This is a genomic window from Nocardia sp. CS682, assembly GCF_004634405.1.
Taxonomy (GTDB): domain Bacteria; phylum Actinomycetota; class Actinomycetes; order Mycobacteriales; family Mycobacteriaceae; genus Nocardia; species Nocardia ninae.
On sequence record NZ_CP029710.1, the window covers coordinates 4,928,216 to 4,945,215 of the forward strand.

A 17,000-nucleotide genomic window follows, 5' to 3' on the forward strand; every position below is an offset into this window, starting at 1 on the left:
CGGGCGACGACGCATCCGTACCGATACGGCGGTCGGCCGCCCGTCGGTGCGACCCGCGGTCGGCATCGAACTCGGTCGAGCGGTTCGGCGGACTCGAAGCCTGAGGGGGCTGGATGCTGCGCTCTGGTGAGGTATTCGCCGGATATGTGATCAAGCGTCGGCTGGGTCGCGGCGGCATGGGCGCGGTGTACCTGGCGCAGCACCCGCGTTTACCGCGACTGACCGCGTTGAAACTGCTCGACCCGGAACTGTATGCCGACAACGAGATTCGAGCCCGGTTCGAGCGTGAGGCGGCGCTGGTGGCGCGGCTGGACCACCCGAACATCGTGCAGGTCTACGACCGCGGCTTCGACGAGGGCCTGCTGTGGATATCCATGCAATACGTCGACGGTGTGGATGCCGCAGACATCGATCCGCGCACGGTGCCGCCGGAGCGGGCGGCGGAGATCATCGTCGAGACGGCGAAGGCACTCGACTACGCCCACGCCATCGGAGTGCTGCACCGTGATGTGAAGCCTGCCAACATTCTGCTGGCCCGCACCACCGCCGGGCAGGGTGCGCGGGTGCTGCTGACCGACTTCGGTATTGCCCGTCTGCGTGACGAGTCCCGCCAGTTGACCGAAACCGGAGCGCTCGCCGCGACGCTGGCGTACGCGTCGCCGGAGCAGTTGTCGTTCACTCCGGTGGACCACCGCTCCGATCAGTACTCGTTGGCGTGCAGCCTGTTCTGGTTGTTGACGGGCTCGTCGCCGTTCGCGGCGGGCAGTCCCGCCGCGATCATCGCGGGTCATCTGCAGCACGCACCGCCGTCGGTGCGCAGCCTGCGGGCGGAACTACCGGCCGAGGTGGACACCGTGCTGGCGAAGGCGCTGGCCAAGCAACCCGACGAAAGATTCGCGTCCTGTACGGAATTCGCGTGCGCGGCGCAGCAAGCTTTGATGGTGCCGCTGATATCTACTCTGCCGCAAGCGATTTCACAAGAGCAAGACGCACGGTCTGCCACGAAGCGGTCACTGCGTATCGGTGGGCTGGTACTCGGGGTGGTGATCGCGCTGGTGGCCGGCTTGCTGTGGGTGAAGTCCGACCGTGCGACGACGAAGACCACCGCCGTCCGCACCGGACCTATTGCGCAGCAGCCGATCGACTGGTCCGGTGCCGTCGCGCCAGGGACGACCACCGGGCCCGCACCCTTGCGGGCGATGAGGCAGATCGATGCCGAAGGCCGGGAGGTGGCCCGGCCGAGTGCCGCGGCGAGTCCGGCCGGCGACGGCAAGGCCACCTGTGCACCGATGACCATCGCGTCCACCGCGCCGCTCACCGGGAACAATGCCGGGACCGCCCGCGGCCTGCTCGGTGGGGTGAAGCTGGCCGTCGACCAGTTCACCAGGGCGAACCCCGGCTGCCGGGTCGCTGTGCGTGAGTTCGACACCGGTGGGTTCCCGCGGACCGCGGCCGATGTCGCACGGCAGATCGTGGACGACTCGTCGATCATCGCCTTGGTCGGTCCGTTGTCGTCCGAAGTTCGTTCCACCGGTGGGGTTTTCAGCGACGCGGGGTTACCGTTCCTCTTTCCGGGTGTCACTCCCGTCGACCCGACCAGCACCGCCTGGCGCACCTTCTTCCGCGGTGTGGCCACCGACGACGTCTACCGCCGTGCGGTGGCGAAGTACCTGCTCGACACGGCCCACTTCCGCAAGATCTGCGTCGTCCGCGATGACAGCGGGTTCGGCAAGGGCATGGCGCACGACGTCGTCGCCATCCTCGGGGCCGCGGCCGACCCCGGCTGCCGGGTGGAGGTCAAGCAGGGTGCGCGTGACTTCGCCGGGGTGGTGGGCAAAGTCGCCGCCGCCGCGCCGGACGCGGTGCTCTACTCCGGTTACAGCGCCGAAGCGGCCGCCTTCGCCCAGCAATTGAAGCAGGGCGGCGTCAACGCCGCTTTCGTCGCCACCGAAGGCGCGCTCAGCGTGGATTTCGTTGCCCAGTCGGGAAATTCGGCGCAAGGCGCGATGCTGACGTGCACGTGCGGTCCGGTCGCCGGAAAGTTCTACTTCGACTTTCGCGCCTTGAACGGCCAAGGGGCAGGCTGGAACGCGGTGGAAGCCTACGATCTGACCACCATCGCGTTGAACGGTATCGCCGCAGGTCACCGCACCCGTGCCGACCTGCTGACCTACTTGCGCGGCTACGAGGGCACCGGCCTCGCCCGCACCTACCGCTGGTCGGACAACGGTCAACTGACCACCCCCGGAATCTGGATCTACACCATCAGCTGACCCCGAACATCAACTCCTGGAACGGATTTAGTCATGAACCGAGTCATCACCACCGGGTGCTTGCTGATCACCGTTGCCGCGCTGGCTGCCACCGGATGCGCAGGCGACGACGGCTCGGCAGCCCACACCGGCGACCATCATGATCATCACCACGACGCCGCAGGCGGCTACCAGCCACCCGCCGCCTTCGAAGGCCTCGACCCCTGTTCGATCACCACCCCCGCCGAAGCCGCCGCCCTGTCCGGCAAACCCGACCCGCGCCCCACCCGCAATGGGGGAATGCACCCGGACATGTCGGCCGCCGCGACGATCGACACCTGCAGCTGGCTGGTCGACGGCTTCGATCCGCTGGCCGTGTCGTTCCAGCTCCGGGACCAACTGGGCGGCGTCGAGCAGGGGCAGGACGCCACCTCGAAGTGGATGGCCGAGCAGCTCGGTCACCCAGCCCACCTGAGCTTCGGCAAGAATCCCGGCGAAGCGGGCGTGGAAGACTGCGCCGCCTTCGTCGGCTACAGCGGCAACCGGGCCGTCACCGTGCTGCTGCGGCTGCGCGCCACCGCAGCCACCGCGGCACCCACCGACACCGACAACCTTTGCTCCCGAAACCAGACCACGCTGCGGGACATCTTCGCCCGCACCCCCTGGCAGTGACGCAGGCCTCGAGCGCCCCGCGGCTAGGATCCGCGGAATGCCCGTACCGAAAGCCGAACTACATCTGCATATCGAAGGCACGCTGGAACCCGAACTGGCGTTCGCGCTGGCCGAACGCAACGGCGCCCAACTGCCGTTCGCCTCGGTGGACGAGCTGCACCACGCCTACCGATTCGAGGACCTGCAGTCGTTCCTCGACCTGTACTACCGGCTCACCGACGTGCTGCGAGTCGAGCAGGACTTCACCGACCTGGCCGAGGCCTACCTGGCCCGCGCCGCCGCGGCGGGAGTCCGGCACGCGGAGATCTTCTTCGACCCCCAGGCACACACCGCCCGCGGCGTGCCCTTCGCCACCGTCATCGACGGCCTGTGGAAGGCGCTGCACGACAGCGAGCGGCGCTACGGCATCACCACCAAGCTCATCCTGTGCTTCTTGCGCGACCTCTCGGTCGAATCCGCCCTCGACACCCTCACCGCCGCCGAGCCTTACCTGGACCGGATCGTCGCGGTCGGACTCGATTCGGCCGAGGTCGGTCACCCGCCCGCCAAGTTCGCCGCCGTCTACCAGCGCGCTCGCGAGCTCGGGCTGCGCGCCGTGGCACACGCCGGTGAAGAGGGGCCGGCCGCATATGTGGCCGAGGCCCTCGACGTGCTGCATGTCGAACGCATCGACCACGGCATCCGCGTGCTCGACGATCCCGCGCTCGTGCAACGCCTCGTGCGAGAGCGAATCCCCCTGACCGTGTGCCCGTTCTCCAACGTGCGCTTGCGCGTAATCGACAAACTGACCGACCACCCCCTGCGCCGAATGCTCGAACTCGGCCTGGTCGCCACCGTGAACTCCGACGACCCAGCCTATTTCGGTGGCTACGTCCAAGAGAACTTCGACGGCATCCGAGAAGCCCTGAACCTCACCCCCGACCACCTCCGCACCCTGGCCCGCAACTCCTTCGAAGCCTCGTTCATCGACGAGCACACCCGTGCCCGCTACCTGGGTGAGGTCGAGGCTTACACCTTCTGAACTGAGGGATGCATGCGACGGCCACGCCGAACGCCGTGTCGACCAGCCGCAGGACGTCGTAGCGGGCTTGATGTTCGCCGTCGCTCAGACCGGTTAGTGACCGACGTCCTTACGCCGTTTTCCTGCTCAGGAGAGCCAGGATTTGTGGCCGGGGTATTCGTCGAAGTCGTCGGGCCAGTCGCTCGGGCCGACTGTGTTGTCGCCACGCCTCGTCCGCGGCGGCGGTGGCGGCTGGGGCGGCGGTGGCGGCTCTGGAGTCCACTCCCAGATGAATTGCGGCGAGTTCTTCAGGTCGATTACTTCCGGCGGCAGCGGGTGGGCAAGCAGTTCGATTGCGGGCCAGAAGCATTCGCCGCTGCGGACGCGCGCGCCGTATGCCTGGAGTTCGGGCGACGCAGCCGGTGCCGCAGCCAGTTCGAACATGAACTCGGTCGTGACGACAGTGGGCCGGCTCAGGATCGCGGAGACATCCATGCGTTCGACCTCGAGCCGAACGGTTTTCAACTCGTCGACACCGTTCATGACCCGACGAGCGACCGCCTCGATCTCGGGGTCGAGGTTCGGTTCGTGAATCATCCGTTCTCCCAGGGTTGTCCGCCGCTGCCGACCTCGTAACCTTCCCTCGGTCGTTCGAGCGTGTGGTTGACCTGCACGAGCTCTGACAGGTCTACCGCGACACCGGCGCGTTTGACCACGGGCTCCAGGCGCTGCTTCACCTTCTCCGTCGCCGTCCCCACCGGATTCGAGATGGCAGCCAGTAGCTCCTTCAGCTTGTTCTTCAGTTCCTCGATCTTGTCTACGATTTCCTTCACCTTGGTGACGATTGTGTAGATTTTGTTGGCAAGATCGGCAGCCTCGATACACCAGCCCACTCCGGGGACTTTCTTGATCGCCTGCTTGAAAATCCCTTTGGCGCTCTTGACGTCTATGTAGTCGAGGAGCATGTCTTTGAGCTTGGTGAGGGCGTCCTTGATGCCTTGCCGGATCTCATCGGCCACGATCCCCATGACGTCGGCAACGACGCGGCCGACTGGTCCCTCCCATTTCATCGCCGCGATCTGCCGGCGCGCCCAGTTCTCTTCGAAAGCGATGGCGGCCTTGCCGTCCCAGTGTCCGCCGACCAGCTTGACGCCGTTCTCCAGATTCTTCCCGGACGCCTCCATCGCATTACCGGCGACTTTGTATGACTCGCCGATCCGCCGCACTTCGTTCCAGTTGCCCTCGATCGGCTGCAGCACCAACACGAGCGGATCCACTTCCTTGCCGATTGCTCGGGTGACGCTCTTGATGGATTCGTTGACGTCGCGCAGCCATGGCGCAACCTCTCCTATGAGCCCAGCGGTGTCCTCCTGGTTCACCGTCGGCGGATCGAGCTTGAACGACTCCGGTTTCGGATAGGGGACTGCATTGCCGTACGCCTCGGTTTGCCCGGGCTGCTCGGTATCTGGGCCGTATTGAGCCGGGGCGGCGCTCGGCACGTCAGTGGTATGAGCGTTGAGCGCCGAATAGTTCTTCTGGTCCTGGTTGTGATACATCCAGGCGGCTTTGTTCAACTCGATGCCGGTGCTGCTCGTGCGGTCCGCCATGTCCTGCATCCGCCCGCGAGTCATGTCGGCGGCGGTGCGGACGGGCTGCAATAGATCCCTGATGATCGGGCCCGTGAACAGCTCGCCCTTCGGTTGACCGTGTTCGCCGATGAACTTCGCAATATTTGTGCTGTCGACACCGATATCGTCAACTAGCTTGCCAAGACCCGCGATCTGGTCAGAGCGTGCCAGGAATACCTCGCCCAATTGCTTCTCCCCGTTATCTACTGATCGGTTTTTCGCAGCGACGTGATGATGGTGTCGACATCGTTGTCGGACAAGGATTTCGGCAGCCCCGCGTGGTGTTCGACCATGAGGAGCATCACTTCCGCGGTCGCATAGGCAGGGGTAGCGACGATGTCGAATTGTGCGCGCGGCGGGTCGCAGCGGTCATCCGCAGGGATATCGGTGACGACTGCGGTGTAACGGACCGCCGGTCGGCCGGACACGTCGAGTGCGAACGGCCCGCGGATCTCTACCTTCGGCTTACGTCCCGCTTTATCGGTAAAGATCTGTTCCGCCAGGCTTACTTCGGTACGGGCGGCCGTATCGATGTCCACACCGTTGATACTGGTAACGCCGACGACGGCGAGTCTCGAGCTCTTGTCTTCGTCGCAGTAGCGGTACCCATACACGCTGCCTGCACCGTAGCTGGCCTCGGTCCACCCCAAGGCCGTGCTGTTACTCGGCTGCCAGTTGGTGTCGGATGGCACGGAATAACTGAGCCCGAATCGGGTGGGAACGGGCTGGGGTTGACCTTTGCGCACTTCGGGCAGTGGTGGCGGGAATTCCATCGACGGAAATCCTGGTGGCGGCGGCACAAACGTGGTGCTCGGCCGGACCGGCGCCGGAGCTGTCCAGTCGGGCGCGGCACTGTTCGGGGATTTCTTATCGTCGAGATACGGATTACCGATCCAGACGATCACCCAGAAGAAAATGATGAGCGCGGCCAGCAGTGCCACGATCTTGCCTAATTGGGTCAGGACCCCATGGCGGTAGAAAAGCCTGAGAAATCTCATCGGGACGGCGAACCGGAAGCCTGGTCCTGGGCCCCCCACGCATCGACGCTCACGAGCAACGACCATAGGGCGGGCGTCTGCGTCTGTCAAAGTATCTGACCGGCGGCGGGGGTATCGGTTCGGTCGTCGCGCCAATTGCCGATCATCGGCGGGTTGAGCGAATGCCTTCGCGAACCCGTTCGGCTAGTGTTCAGACGAGGGGATATTTCTGCCGAACTCTGTGATCGGCTCTCTCGTCTGACGACTACGAGGAGTGATATCAGTTGACGCGCAATATGTTTCGACCACAATGGCGGATTTCGGCGTCGGTGGTGATGCTCACCGCCCTGGCTGGTGCGGCAGCCGCCGGGTGCTCCGACGGCAACCGCTCAGCCCCGCCGGCCGACGCCACCTCCACCGCTGCTTCCGTGGCAAGCGGTACGACGACGGCCGACTGGTACAAGCCACCCGCCGCCTTCGAAGGCCTCGACCCTTGCTCGATCATCACACCCGCCGAAGCGTCCGCATTGGCTGGTCGCCCGGATCTGCGCACAGCACGCAACGAAGGTCTGCGGCCAGACATGTCGATAGTCGGCAAGTACGACATCTGCAGCTGGATGGTTGGTGAAACCTCCCCGGTAGGTGTGTCTTTGCAGATCAGAGACGAAGCCCTCGGCGAAGTTGAGCAGGGCCAGGATCCTGTGTCGTTGTGGATGGCTGAACAACTCGGTCGCCGGGCGAACCTGAGCCACGGCAAGAATCCGGCCGATCTGGGCGTAGAAGACTGCGCCGCATATGTCGGTTACAGCGAAAGGCGCGCCGCCGGCGTCCTGCTCACCTTGCCGACCACTCCCGCTACCCAGCTTCCCACCGATACGGACAACCTCTGCTCGCGTAACCAGACGATCCTGCGCGACATCCTCGCCCGCGTCCCATGGAAGTGACCCACCCGTCGCTGCCCTGCACCTGAATCACGACGAGCTCGAATGGCAGGCGACATGAAGTTGCGTACCTTGTTGTCCATTTCTTCACTGGCGATGCTGCTTTCGGGCTGCGACCTGTTTCCAAGCGCTCCTACTGACAAATATGGGATACCGACCAGCAATCATACTGTCCAGGAGTTGTGTGACTCGACAAAGCAGTTCTTCGCCGCCTGGGCTGGTGTCGATAACCTGAAGCTCAGTCCTGGACGCAGTGGGTCAGCTTTGACCGACAAGATCGGCACAGGCAACGGGTGCTTCTATGACACGGCAGACGGATCCGGATGGCCGTCGCACCCTGGCTACGTATCTCTGTTTTGCGTCATCAGTGGAAACACTTTGTCCGCAATCCCTTTGCCGACAGATGACTACCCGGTCAAGGAATTGACGGTGGACGGTGTGACCGTCAAGGCGGCTACTGAACCGCCGCTCAATGATGGTGATCCCGCCCGCACCCTGCTTGACGTCATCCTCACCGCCACGATCGACGGTTGGGATGGGAAGCTCCACTTCAGAGCAGCCGAAAACCAGACGACTCGAGATGATCTGACGATACGAGCGGGTGGGCAAGCACTCGTCGACATGATTCGCATGTTGAAGGATTGATCGCTCGCTCGATCCGTTGTAACAGCTCAAGACGATCAACAACCGCAGCGCCACCAAGGCGCCCCTGAACCCGGGCAGCCGCACGCTGCCATGCACGGCAGAGTTCCAGTACAAGTGATCTGGAACTCAACCGAGTTCCGTAGATCAGGTGATCAGCGCGAGCGGATCCGTTGAGCCGCAGTATATCTCGCTGAGTCCAGGCAGGTATTGGCTGCTTTGCTCATTGTTGCGCACTGAGCCACCACCCGGACAATCGGAAGTGATCGAACAGGGTTGGGCAACGGCTGCCGGGGTACGGCCGTTGAATGCGGGCCGTGCGATTCGCCGCAGCCCGAACCCGATCGAGCAGTGGATTCCTCAGGGGAAAGGATCGAACGCGATGACAGATACCCTCGTCGACCTAACGGTCGACAGCAGGCAGGTTGCGCGCCCGGATGTCCGCCCGCAGAGGTGGAGTGGTGGACGCACGGACAACGCGAAGGTCTGGCGTGACGCCAAAACGGTTCTGGTGACCCGGGTTACCGGTCCGCGCCAGTTGACGACGGTGCCGCGGCTGGTGATCCCGATCGGCGAGACTCAACTCGCCTTCCGCGTGTCGTCCCAGTCGGAGGAGGCCGAACAGCTGGCGCGCGACGGCCGGGTGCTCGTCCAGCCGGGCGACCGGCGGGGCACCCCCGCGCTCGGCTCCCACCAGCGGCAAGGCCAAGCCCAGTTGGTGACCGCAGGCACGCTCCTGCCCTATGTGGAGTCGGAGATCGCCGCCAAGTACAAGTGGCGAATCCCCGTGGCGCGGTTCGCTCATCGCTTGGGCCACGGCGACGCACCCTACGCCGATGTTGTTGTACTCGTGACCGTAGCCGAGCCGAGCCCGATCCCCATCCTGCCGCGATGATAGGGAACCCCGTTGCGGCGGGGGTGTTCGCGAGCCGGTCGCAACCTGCTTCCAGTTGGCGCAGCGATCTGTTGCACGGCTCACGGATGGCGCCGGAGGCGGCAGCACCCTGGGTCGCGCTCACCGAACCCGAGGACCGCATGACACAGAAAAGGCCCTGATCAAGAGATCAGGGCCTTTTCGTGGCGGAGGATAGGGGATTTGAACCCCTGAGGGCGTTAACCCAACCCGCGTTCCAGGCGAGCGCCATAGGCCACTAGGCGAATCCTCCGTGGAGCAGCATACCGGGTGGGGGAGGGTGGACGCCAAACGGGTCCGTTCGGAGCAGGAAAGTCCCTGTTCGGCCCGGTTTCGGGCCCGGTGTGGGTACCCGGAGGAGGGGGATCGGCGGGGGAGCGGCTACACTTGCTGACGGATCCCGCGCGGCGCGCATCCTGTGAACTCCCCCAGGGCCGGAAGGCAGCAAGGGTCAATGGGCTCTGCCGGGTGCGCGGGGTCCCCTTAAATTTTCGAGGGGCCCGCACGGACCGAAGTCCGGCTGTCGAATAACGCCTCCAAATCCGAGCAACACACGGGTAACGTGAACTATGGTCCGTCGACGCCCGATGCGCTCGGTGGGCTGAACGTCCGGCCGCCGCACATCGGTCTGGCCACAACCCACGTCCCCGCTGCTTCGAAAGGCTGCCCAGGATGCCCCGGCAAACGCAGATCGGTTTGATGAGCCACGAGGAACTCGTGTCCGAACACGAGACTCAGCACGCGAACTATGCGACGCTCAAGACCGAGAAGCTCACGCTGGACCTGACGCGGGGGAAACCCTCGCCGGAACAACTCGACCTGTCCCTTGGCCTGCTCTCGCTGCCCGGCGACGGCGACTACCGCGACGGCACCGGCACCGACTGCCGCAATTACGGTGGCCAGCACGGACTTCCGGAGCTGCGCGCGATCTTCGGCGAGCTGCTCGGCATTCCGGTGGACAACCTGATCGCGGGCAACAACGCCAGCCTCGAGCTGATGCACGACGTGCTCGCCTTCGCGATGCTGTACGGCACCAACGACTCCCCGCGCCGATGGGCCGCCGAGGAGAAGTTGAAGTTCCTGTGCCCGAGCCCCGGCTACGACCGGCACTTCTCCATCACCGAGGTGCTCGGCTTCGAGATGATCCCGGTGCCGATGCACCACGACGGCCCGGACACCCATGCCATCGCCGAGCTGGTGGCGAACGACCCGCAGATCAAGGGCATGTGGGTGGTGCCGAACTACTCCAACCCGTCCGGTGTCACCTTCTCCGAAGAGGTTGTGCGGGAACTGGTTTCGATGCCCGCAGCCGCACCGGACTTCCGCCTCATCTGGGACAACGCCTACGCCGTGCACCCGCTGACCGACACCGCCGCCCCGGTGTACGACGTGCTGGGGATGGCCGCCGCGGCCGGAAACCCCAACCGTCCCTTGGTGTTCGCCTCCACCTCGAAGATCACCTTCGCGGGTTCGGGCGTCTCTTTCCTCGGCGGTTCCACCGAGAACCTGAACTGGTACCTGGGCCACGCGGGCAAGAAGAGCATCGGCCCGGACAAGATCAACCAGCTGCGCCATCTGCGGTTCTTCAAGGACGCCGACGGTGTGCGCGCACACATGCAGAAGCACCGCGCCATCCTGGAGCCGAAATTCGCGCTCGTGCTGCGGATCCTGGAGGACCGGCTGGGTGCGTCCAAGGTCGCGTCCTGGACGGAGCCGAAGGGTGGCTACTTCATCAGCCTGGACGTCCTGGAGGGCACCGCGGGACGGGTGATCGCTCTGGCCAAGGACGCGGGCATCGCGCTCACCGCGGCCGGCTCGGCCTTCCCGTATCGGAATGACCCGGAGGACAAGAACATTCGGATCGCGCCGAGCTTTCCGAAGCTGCCCGAGTTGGAGAAGGCGATGGACGGCTTGGCCACCTGCGTGCTGCTCGCGGCCACCGAGAAGCTGCTCGGCACGTCGTAACGCGACAGCGGGCGCGTACCCGAAGGTACGCGCCCGCTGTGTTGCGTAGGGATCAGTTCGGCTTGTGCGCCAGCACGGCGAACATCGTCACCGAGAGGTGGATGTCGCCGCTGGCCGCGCCCGCCTCGAGGTCGTCGACCAGCTGCGCGCGCTCCTGCTCGGTGATCACCCCGCGCGCCACCGCCATCGCCGAGATGCGGGTGACCAGCGAGCCGACGCCGACGGTGCGATCCTGCACCAGCGCGTGCGAGCCGATGTCGTCGATCACCAGGCCCGCCTTGGTCAGTTGGCCGGGCAGCTTACGGCCGGAGAACGGGTTGGTGGTCGCGGAGATCAATGTGTCGACCACCTCGCGGACCACCCGGCGCTCGCCGGGATGCACAATCGCGGTGCCCCAGTCGCTGTCCACCACCACGACCCGGCCGCCGGGGCGCAGCACGCGCGCGATCTCGTTGGCGGCGCGGGCGGGCGCGGTCAGATGCTGGAAGACCCGCTCGCACAGCGCGGCATCGAAACTGCCCGCGCCGAACGGCAGGCCGTAGGCGTCGCCGGAGTGGAACTTGGCCGTCGAACCGGACTGTGCGGCCCGGCGTTCCGCGGAGGCGAGCAGGTTCGGGTCGGGTTCGACCCCGACCGCCACGCCGTCGGGTCCGACCACGTCGGCGAAGGCCATGACCTCCGTGCCGGTGCCGGAGCCGATGTCGACCGCGCGTTCGCCGGGGCGCAGCGCGAGCGCGTCGTGTGCCCAGTCCCGCAACCTGCGGATACCGGGCAGCGCGGCTTGCAAGTCGCGCACGTCGACGAGTTGATCCTGACCTGCTCGATCGAACCGATCGGGGCGCAAAGTGTAGGTGTCCATGGGCCCGTGTCCATCCCTAGCCGTGGCCACCTCGTGGGGTGCCGATGTAGGTACTGCCGTCTGCTGAGGCATGCGCAGGAGCCTACGCGCGGCGTCATAGCCACGCACGTCAGGTCTGTGAGGCGGGTCACCGGGTGTGCGGCAGGTCAGGAGGCGAGCAGATACGCCCCGGCGGCCAGTGCCGCGCCGAGCAGCGCCCCGACGACCACCTGACCGCGGGTGTGATCGCCGAGCCAGACGCGCGACCAGCCGATCACCCCGGTCAGCGGCAGTGCGAGCAGGAACCACGGGGAACCGATGATCGCCAACAGCACCGTGGTGCCCGCGCCGACGGCCGTGTGCACGCTGACCTTCCAGCCGCCGAGCATGGTCACGACGCCGATCCCGATCAGCACGACCAGCGCGGCGACCGTCCAGGCGATCAGCTCGCGCGGCGCACCCTGCACGATCTCGACGATGAGTCCCACGCACACGATCGCCAGAATCGCCGGAATCACCCAGTGGCGGTCACCGATCTCGGTCACGTGATGATCGCTGGCGATCCCGCGCCGCACCCCCAGCAGGATGACCATCATCGGAATCACTCCCGAGATCGTCGCGATGAACAGCCCCCAGCCGGGCGCGCCCACCAGGAATCCGGCGATCACCGAGGTGACGATATTGATCATCCACGGTGCCCCGAGCTCGGTGATCACCCGCGCGGCCCGCGCCTGCACCACAGCTGTCTCCGTCACGCCACAACCTCTCGTTGCCTTGTCCGATACGCCTGCGCCAACGTGACGGCCCAGCGGCGGTCCAGGCCCGCCGCCAGCGCCGCCGATCGGACGCTTTCCCCATTCAGTGCCGCGCAGCGGTGCCCACTGATCAACCAATCCGCCACCGCCGCAGCCACTTCCCGTTGCTCGGCGACCGAGCCGTCGGATCCGCCTGCCTGCTCGATCTCCAGGCTCAGCGCGTCGAGCAGCTCGGTCACCCGGTCGCTGGCCTTTTCGTCGGCGCTGCTGCCGCGCCGGGACGGGCGCCGGACACCCGGCCAGCGCCCGACCAACTCGTCGTGCATCGGCCCGATCGCGCGCAGTACACGCCGGGCACGGACCCAGGACACCATGGGCGACAGCATCATTCCGACGAAGATGACCAACACCCCGGCCGCGGAGACCGCACGGGTCACCTCGAACACCGCGGGCATCGGCGCGGCCCCGCCGTAGCGCACCGCCACGAAGTACACCAGCCGGATCCATGCCCAGACGGTCGCCGCCGCCAGACCCGCCGACAGCAGCGCGAGACTCCAACCGGTCACTGTCCGCAAATCCGCGGGCCGGGCGGCCATCACCATCAACGCCGGGCACAGCAGGGCTGGGAACAACGCGCCCGCGATCCCCGCCTCGGCATAGCCGGGCAGGTGACTGTAGGCCTGATCGAACTCGAATCCACCGGCCGCCTGCGGCACCGGCGGTGTGCCGACGAAGATCGCCAACGCGACCACCGACCCGGCCACCGCGATCACCACGAGGATGCGCACGCCGCGGGCCAGCCGCGCCGGGTCGATCGTCACGGCCAGGGTGAGCGCGCCGGTCGATGCCGCGATCAGGTTGAACAGCACCATGCGCAGCCCGGTCGAGAAGTTCGGCATCGGCGCGACGGTCTGCAGAAGACGTTCCGCCGCAGGGATATTCAGACTCAAGTGCACAGCCACAACACCCAGCGCGACGGTGATACAACCCAGCACCCAGCCGCGCGACCACCACCAGCGCCACGCCCGGGTCAGCACCGCTACCCACATCAGCGGCGCCAGCACCATCGCGATCATCCGAGCGCCTCACCCCAGCGCGACCGCAGTCGCGGCTCCCGGCCGCCGATGCTACGCAGCCGATTCAGCAGCAGACTGGCGAATTGCTCCGCGGCCAGCTCCTCCGCGGCGGCGGCCGCGTCCGCGCAGTCCCGGCGCAGGATCAGCGCCGCCAGGTCGTGCATGTCCGTCGGCAGCACCGCCTGCGCCACCTCCAGCACCGGTCGACCCTGATGACCGAGCACGATATGGCCGAGCTCGTGCGCGATGGTCCGGTCCCTGGTCTGCGTCCAGGACGCGTAGGACACCTCGTCTCGATCGGTGAAGCGAATCCAATGCCCGAACACCCCGGCCGGCATGTGCGGATCCTCGGTCACCGTCAACGGGCGGCCCCGATCCCGTGCTACCGCTTGCAGCAGCCCGTCGAGGGACAGCGACTCCTCGGCGGTCGCCATGGCGAAGACGCGATCGACCGCGGGACCGACCGCATACCCCCCTTGCATGCCGCCATCCAACCACGCGACGTCGCGCCACGCCCAGCCGCCGCAGCGCCTACTGGGACAGCTCACAGCGCGGGCACGACGCGGCCGAATATGCGATGACCAGGACGCCATCATGGTGTGTTGACAAGTGAGATGATCGAATCCGTCCGAGCATGTTTGTCACGGTGGGAAGGAATGGCGATGAGTCGCAAGCTTTGCCTGGCGCAGGACGTCGAGGCGGACGAGCTATTGACCGAGGACCACTTCGCCACCCTGCTCGGCATGCTGCTCGACCAGCAGTATCCGATGGAGCACGCTTTTCGCGGCCCGAAGAAGATCGCCGACCGCATGGGCGGCTTCGATATCCATCGCATCGCCGAGGCCGACCCACAAGAATTCGAAGACCTCTGCTCCACCCCACCGGCCATCCACCGCTACGGCCGCTCGATGGCCCGGCGTGCGCAGGAACTCGCCCGCTACATCATCGAGAATTACGACGGGAAAACCGAAAACCTGTGGAAGCAGGACAAACCCGATGGAAAAGAAGTCCTGCGCCGATTGAAAGCCCTGCCCGGTTTCGGCGAACAGAAGGCCAAGATCTTCCTGTCGCTGCTCGGTAAGCAGCGCGGCGTGCAACCCGCGGGTTGGCGCGAAGTCGCGGGCGCCTACGGTGACGAAGGCTCACGCCGCTCGGTCGCCGACGTGACCGACGCCGAATCGCTCGCGCAGGTGCGGGAATTCAAGAAGCAGGCGAAGGCGGCGGCGAAACAGAGCTGACAGATTTCGGCGAAGTGGCGGGGGACTGGCAGCGGGTGGGCGTTGTTGCGGACGGCTCTGTACCGGGATCGTTGTCTCGGAAGGGAGTGGTCTGATGAGGCGACGTCCAGCGGCAGTCGGGTATTTGCGTCGAGATGTTTCCGGGGCTCGGCAGCAGTGGGATGAGGTGCTGATCCGGAGTTTGGCCCAGCGGTTCGGGTACGACCTAGCCAAGACGGTGGTGTTCGGCGCGGAAACCGAGGACGTCATCGGCAGGCTGACCACGGTGGCCCGGCGGCTCGAGACGGACGCCGTGATCGTGCCCAGCACAGCGCATTTCGGCGGGGATGTGCCGGACGAGCTGGTGCAGGTGTGCGATGTGATCACCGTGTCGCCGGAGAACACCTACGCGCGCCGCGCGAGCTCCCCTTTTGCCGACGGGGCGTGAAGCCGCCCGCCCCGTTGAACTTCGCGGAACTGATCGGCGCGGCACACATTCGACGACTCGTGCGCCGGTGTGTGCAGCGGACCGGCATTGTGCGCAGACGACTAGGGCCGTTCGCAAAGTCCTATCCGGCGCCTCCGCAGGGACTATGCGACAGGCCCTAACTCACGGCGCTGGATGAGGCCGTGAAGGTGTTGCACTGGGCGGCACGGTTTTTGTCCAACCCGATCTCGAACCACTGGCCGCCGTTCTCGGAGGTGCCGTGGTCGCGCATGTCGCCCGCCTGGTCGCCGCGCCCGTAGGCGTCTTTGCGGGCGAGGTTGAGCTGGGAGTCCGACAGCGAGCCGCCGCCGGAGGCGGAGTTGAGGTACATGCCGTCGAAACAGTTGGCCTGCAACTCGACTCGGCGGGACAGCTCGAGGCCGCGGGCGCTGCGCGGGCCCGCGTCGGCACGGTCGCTGTTGGCTTTGCGCAGGATGCCGGACATGGCTTGGATGTGGTGGCCGTACTCGTGGGCGAAGACGGACAGGTAGACGACCCAGTTGTCTTTGAAGAAGTCGGTCTGCAACTGGCTGATCGGCATGTAGATGGTTTTGTTGGCCGGGCAGTAGAAGGCGGCGAAGTTGCTGGTGGAGCCGGTGCACGGGGTGGTGATGCCGGTGGTGGTCGCACTGATGTTGAGCGCGGGCTTCTGGAACGGCAGATTCGCCTTCTGCATCACCGGTTTCCACGCCGCCTCGAGGCAGTCGGCGGCGCTCTCGAAGAACTTGCGTGCGGCGTCCACCTGGGTGCCCCACGGCGAGTACGCGCAGCGCGCGGGGATCAGCGTCGCGTTCGGGTCGGCGAGGAGCGGATTGGCGCCGGTCTCGGCGGGACCCGTCTTGCCGTCGGGGGCGAAGGTGAGGCTGGGTGCGGGGCCGGATGCGTCGGCGTCGCCCTTGCCGGTTGTTATCGCGTTGCGGACCAGGCCGCCTGCGACCAGGAATACGACGACGACCAGGATGGCGATCCAGCCGCCGCCACCGGACCTGCGGCGTGGCTGGTGTGGGGGGCGTCCGGGTGGGCCGTACGGCATCGGCGGGGGTGCGCGATGACCGGGCGGGGGGCCGTAGCCGGGCGAATAGCCAGGTGGCGGACCGTATCCCGGCTGTTGGCCGTAATTCGGCTGCTGACCGTAGCCGGGGAGTTGGCCGTAGCCCGGTTGCTGGCCGTAGCCAGGGGGCTGGCCATAGCCTGGTTGTTGACCGTAGCCGGGGGGTTGGCCGTAACCCGGTGGTTGACCGTAGCCAGGAGGCTGGCCATAACCCGGCTGCTGGCCGTAGCCCGGCTGCTGACTCGGCTGTTGACCGTATCCGGGTTGCTGATTCGGCGGCTGGCCGTAGCCCGGCTGGCCTTGTCCCGGTTGCTGGCCATAACCGGGTTGTTGACCGTGCCCCTGCGCGCCGTGCGCCAGCGGCTGACCTTGCGCCGGCTGCTGACCGTGACCCGGTTCGCCGTGCGTCGGCGGGGGTCCGTACCCCGAGCCCCCCGGCTGACCGTATCCGGGCGAAGGCGGAACAGGTCGCCCACCAGGCGGAACCGGTCCGTTTCCGTACGGTGGTTGTGTCACGCCCCCGTACCCCCTCGTCTCAATGATCACCGACAGCCGATGACGCAGAATAGCAAGCTGTCTAAAGTAG

General features: G+C 66.1%; 17 protein-coding genes, 1 tRNA gene and 1 other RNA gene. 10 read left to right on the top strand and 9 right to left on the bottom strand.

The window, feature by feature from the left end; all coding sequences use genetic code 11:
* Positions 1–113 precede the first annotated feature (113 nt).
* The 3 genes from DMB37_RS41980 to DMB37_RS22225 are packed head-to-tail and all read left to right on the top strand — an operon-like array spanning position 114 to position 3,945.
* Positions 114–2,273, top strand: coding sequence for a bifunctional serine/threonine-protein kinase/ABC transporter substrate-binding protein (locus DMB37_RS41980; RefSeq protein WP_370465176.1), 2,160 nt, complete (start codon positions 114–116; stop codon positions 2,271–2,273).
* Between the two features lie 33 nt (positions 2,274–2,306).
* Entirely contained in the window at positions 2,307–2,924 is a 618-nt protein-coding gene (locus tag DMB37_RS22220) for a hypothetical protein (protein WP_135234356.1), read from the top strand.
* A gap of 37 nt (positions 2,925–2,961) precedes the next feature.
* Positions 2,962–3,945 (top strand): adenosine deaminase, encoded by a 984-nt coding sequence (locus DMB37_RS22225; RefSeq protein ID WP_135234357.1) that lies wholly within the window; start codon positions 2,962–2,964, stop codon positions 3,943–3,945.
* Positions 3,946–4,071: 126 nt separating this feature from the next.
* Here DMB37_RS22225 and DMB37_RS22230 read toward each other — a convergent pair whose 3' ends face one another.
* From DMB37_RS22230 to DMB37_RS22240, 3 genes are read right to left on the bottom strand one after another with little or no spacing between them, the layout of a single operon-like run.
* Positions 4,072–4,521, bottom strand: coding sequence for a hypothetical protein (locus DMB37_RS22230; RefSeq protein WP_135234358.1), 450 nt, complete (start codon positions 4,519–4,521; stop codon positions 4,072–4,074).
* Entirely contained in the window at positions 4,518–5,738 is a 1,221-nt protein-coding gene (locus tag DMB37_RS22235) for a hypothetical protein (protein ID WP_135234359.1), read from the bottom strand. The genes DMB37_RS22230 and DMB37_RS22235 overlap by 4 nt, the downstream gene beginning before the upstream one ends.
* 17 nt (positions 5,739–5,755) lie before the next feature.
* Entirely contained in the window at positions 5,756–6,493 is a 738-nt protein-coding gene (locus DMB37_RS22240) for a hypothetical protein (protein WP_135234360.1), read from the bottom strand.
* A 320-nt stretch (positions 6,494–6,813) separates the two neighbouring features.
* Between DMB37_RS22240 and DMB37_RS22245 the strand changes: the two genes are divergently transcribed.
* The 3 genes from DMB37_RS22245 (at position 6,814) to DMB37_RS22255 (ending at position 9,007) form a co-directional block, all read left to right on the top strand.
* Positions 6,814–7,473, top strand: a complete 660-nt coding sequence (locus DMB37_RS22245) for a DUF3558 family protein (protein WP_135234361.1) — start codon at positions 6,814–6,816, stop codon at positions 7,471–7,473.
* Positions 7,474–7,515: 42 nt separating this feature from the next.
* Entirely contained in the window at positions 7,516–8,115 is a 600-nt protein-coding gene (locus DMB37_RS22250) for a hypothetical protein (protein ID WP_135234362.1), read from the top strand.
* A 379-nt stretch (positions 8,116–8,494) separates the two neighbouring features.
* Positions 8,495–9,007 carry a hypothetical protein gene (locus DMB37_RS22255; protein ID WP_135234363.1) on the top strand — a complete coding sequence of 171 codons (513 nt, stop codon included), beginning with the start codon at positions 8,495–8,497 and terminating at the stop codon, positions 9,005–9,007.
* A 183-nt stretch (positions 9,008–9,190) separates the two neighbouring features.
* Here the strand turns inward: DMB37_RS22255 and DMB37_RS22260 are convergent.
* Positions 9,191–9,278, bottom strand: a tRNA-Ser gene (locus DMB37_RS22260).
* A gap of 139 nt (positions 9,279–9,417) precedes the next feature.
* Between DMB37_RS22260 and ffs the strand changes: the two genes are divergently transcribed.
* Together ffs and DMB37_RS22270 are read left to right on the top strand one after the other, a co-directional pair.
* An RNA gene (gene ffs, locus DMB37_RS22265) (signal recognition particle sRNA small type) lies at positions 9,418–9,512 on the top strand.
* Positions 9,513–9,697: 185 nt separating this feature from the next.
* Positions 9,698–10,990, top strand: a complete 1,293-nt coding sequence (locus DMB37_RS22270; protein WP_135234364.1) for an aminotransferase class I/II-fold pyridoxal phosphate-dependent enzyme — start codon at positions 9,698–9,700, stop codon at positions 10,988–10,990.
* A gap of 52 nt (positions 10,991–11,042) precedes the next feature.
* Here DMB37_RS22270 and DMB37_RS22275 read toward each other — a convergent pair whose 3' ends face one another.
* From DMB37_RS22275 to DMB37_RS22290, 4 genes are all read right to left on the bottom strand, one after another.
* Positions 11,043–11,849, bottom strand: coding sequence for a methyltransferase domain-containing protein (locus tag DMB37_RS22275; protein WP_135234365.1), 807 nt, complete (start codon positions 11,847–11,849; stop codon positions 11,043–11,045).
* Between the two features lie 146 nt (positions 11,850–11,995).
* A complete protein-coding gene (locus DMB37_RS22280; protein WP_240771615.1) occupies positions 11,996–12,583 on the bottom strand; it encodes a phosphatase PAP2 family protein in 588 nt (195 codons plus the stop codon).
* On the bottom strand, positions 12,580–13,659 hold the full coding sequence (locus tag DMB37_RS22285; RefSeq protein WP_135234366.1) for a hypothetical protein: 1,080 nt from the start codon (positions 13,657–13,659) through the stop codon (positions 12,580–12,582). The genes DMB37_RS22280 and DMB37_RS22285 overlap by 4 nt, the downstream gene beginning before the upstream one ends.
* Positions 13,656–14,141 carry an ImmA/IrrE family metallo-endopeptidase gene (locus tag DMB37_RS22290; protein WP_240771616.1) on the bottom strand — a complete coding sequence of 162 codons (486 nt, stop codon included), beginning with the start codon at positions 14,139–14,141 and terminating at the stop codon, positions 13,656–13,658. The genes DMB37_RS22285 and DMB37_RS22290 overlap by 4 nt, the downstream gene beginning before the upstream one ends.
* 180 nt (positions 14,142–14,321) lie before the next feature.
* On the opposite strand from DMB37_RS22290, the gene DMB37_RS22295 reads away from it, so the two are divergent.
* Positions 14,322–14,897, top strand: a complete 576-nt coding sequence (locus DMB37_RS22295) for an HhH-GPD-type base excision DNA repair protein (protein ID WP_135234367.1) — start codon at positions 14,322–14,324, stop codon at positions 14,895–14,897.
* Between the two features lie 94 nt (positions 14,898–14,991).
* Positions 14,992–15,324 carry a hypothetical protein gene (locus tag DMB37_RS22300; RefSeq protein ID WP_107653694.1) on the top strand — a complete coding sequence of 111 codons (333 nt, stop codon included), beginning with the start codon at positions 14,992–14,994 and terminating at the stop codon, positions 15,322–15,324.
* A gap of 157 nt (positions 15,325–15,481) precedes the next feature.
* Here the strand turns inward: DMB37_RS22300 and DMB37_RS41820 are convergent, their stop codons facing one another.
* Positions 15,482–16,930 carry a neutral zinc metallopeptidase gene (locus DMB37_RS41820; RefSeq protein WP_305036206.1) on the bottom strand — a complete coding sequence of 483 codons (1,449 nt, stop codon included), beginning with the start codon at positions 16,928–16,930 and terminating at the stop codon, positions 15,482–15,484.
* Between the last annotated feature and the right edge of the window lie 70 nt (positions 16,931–17,000).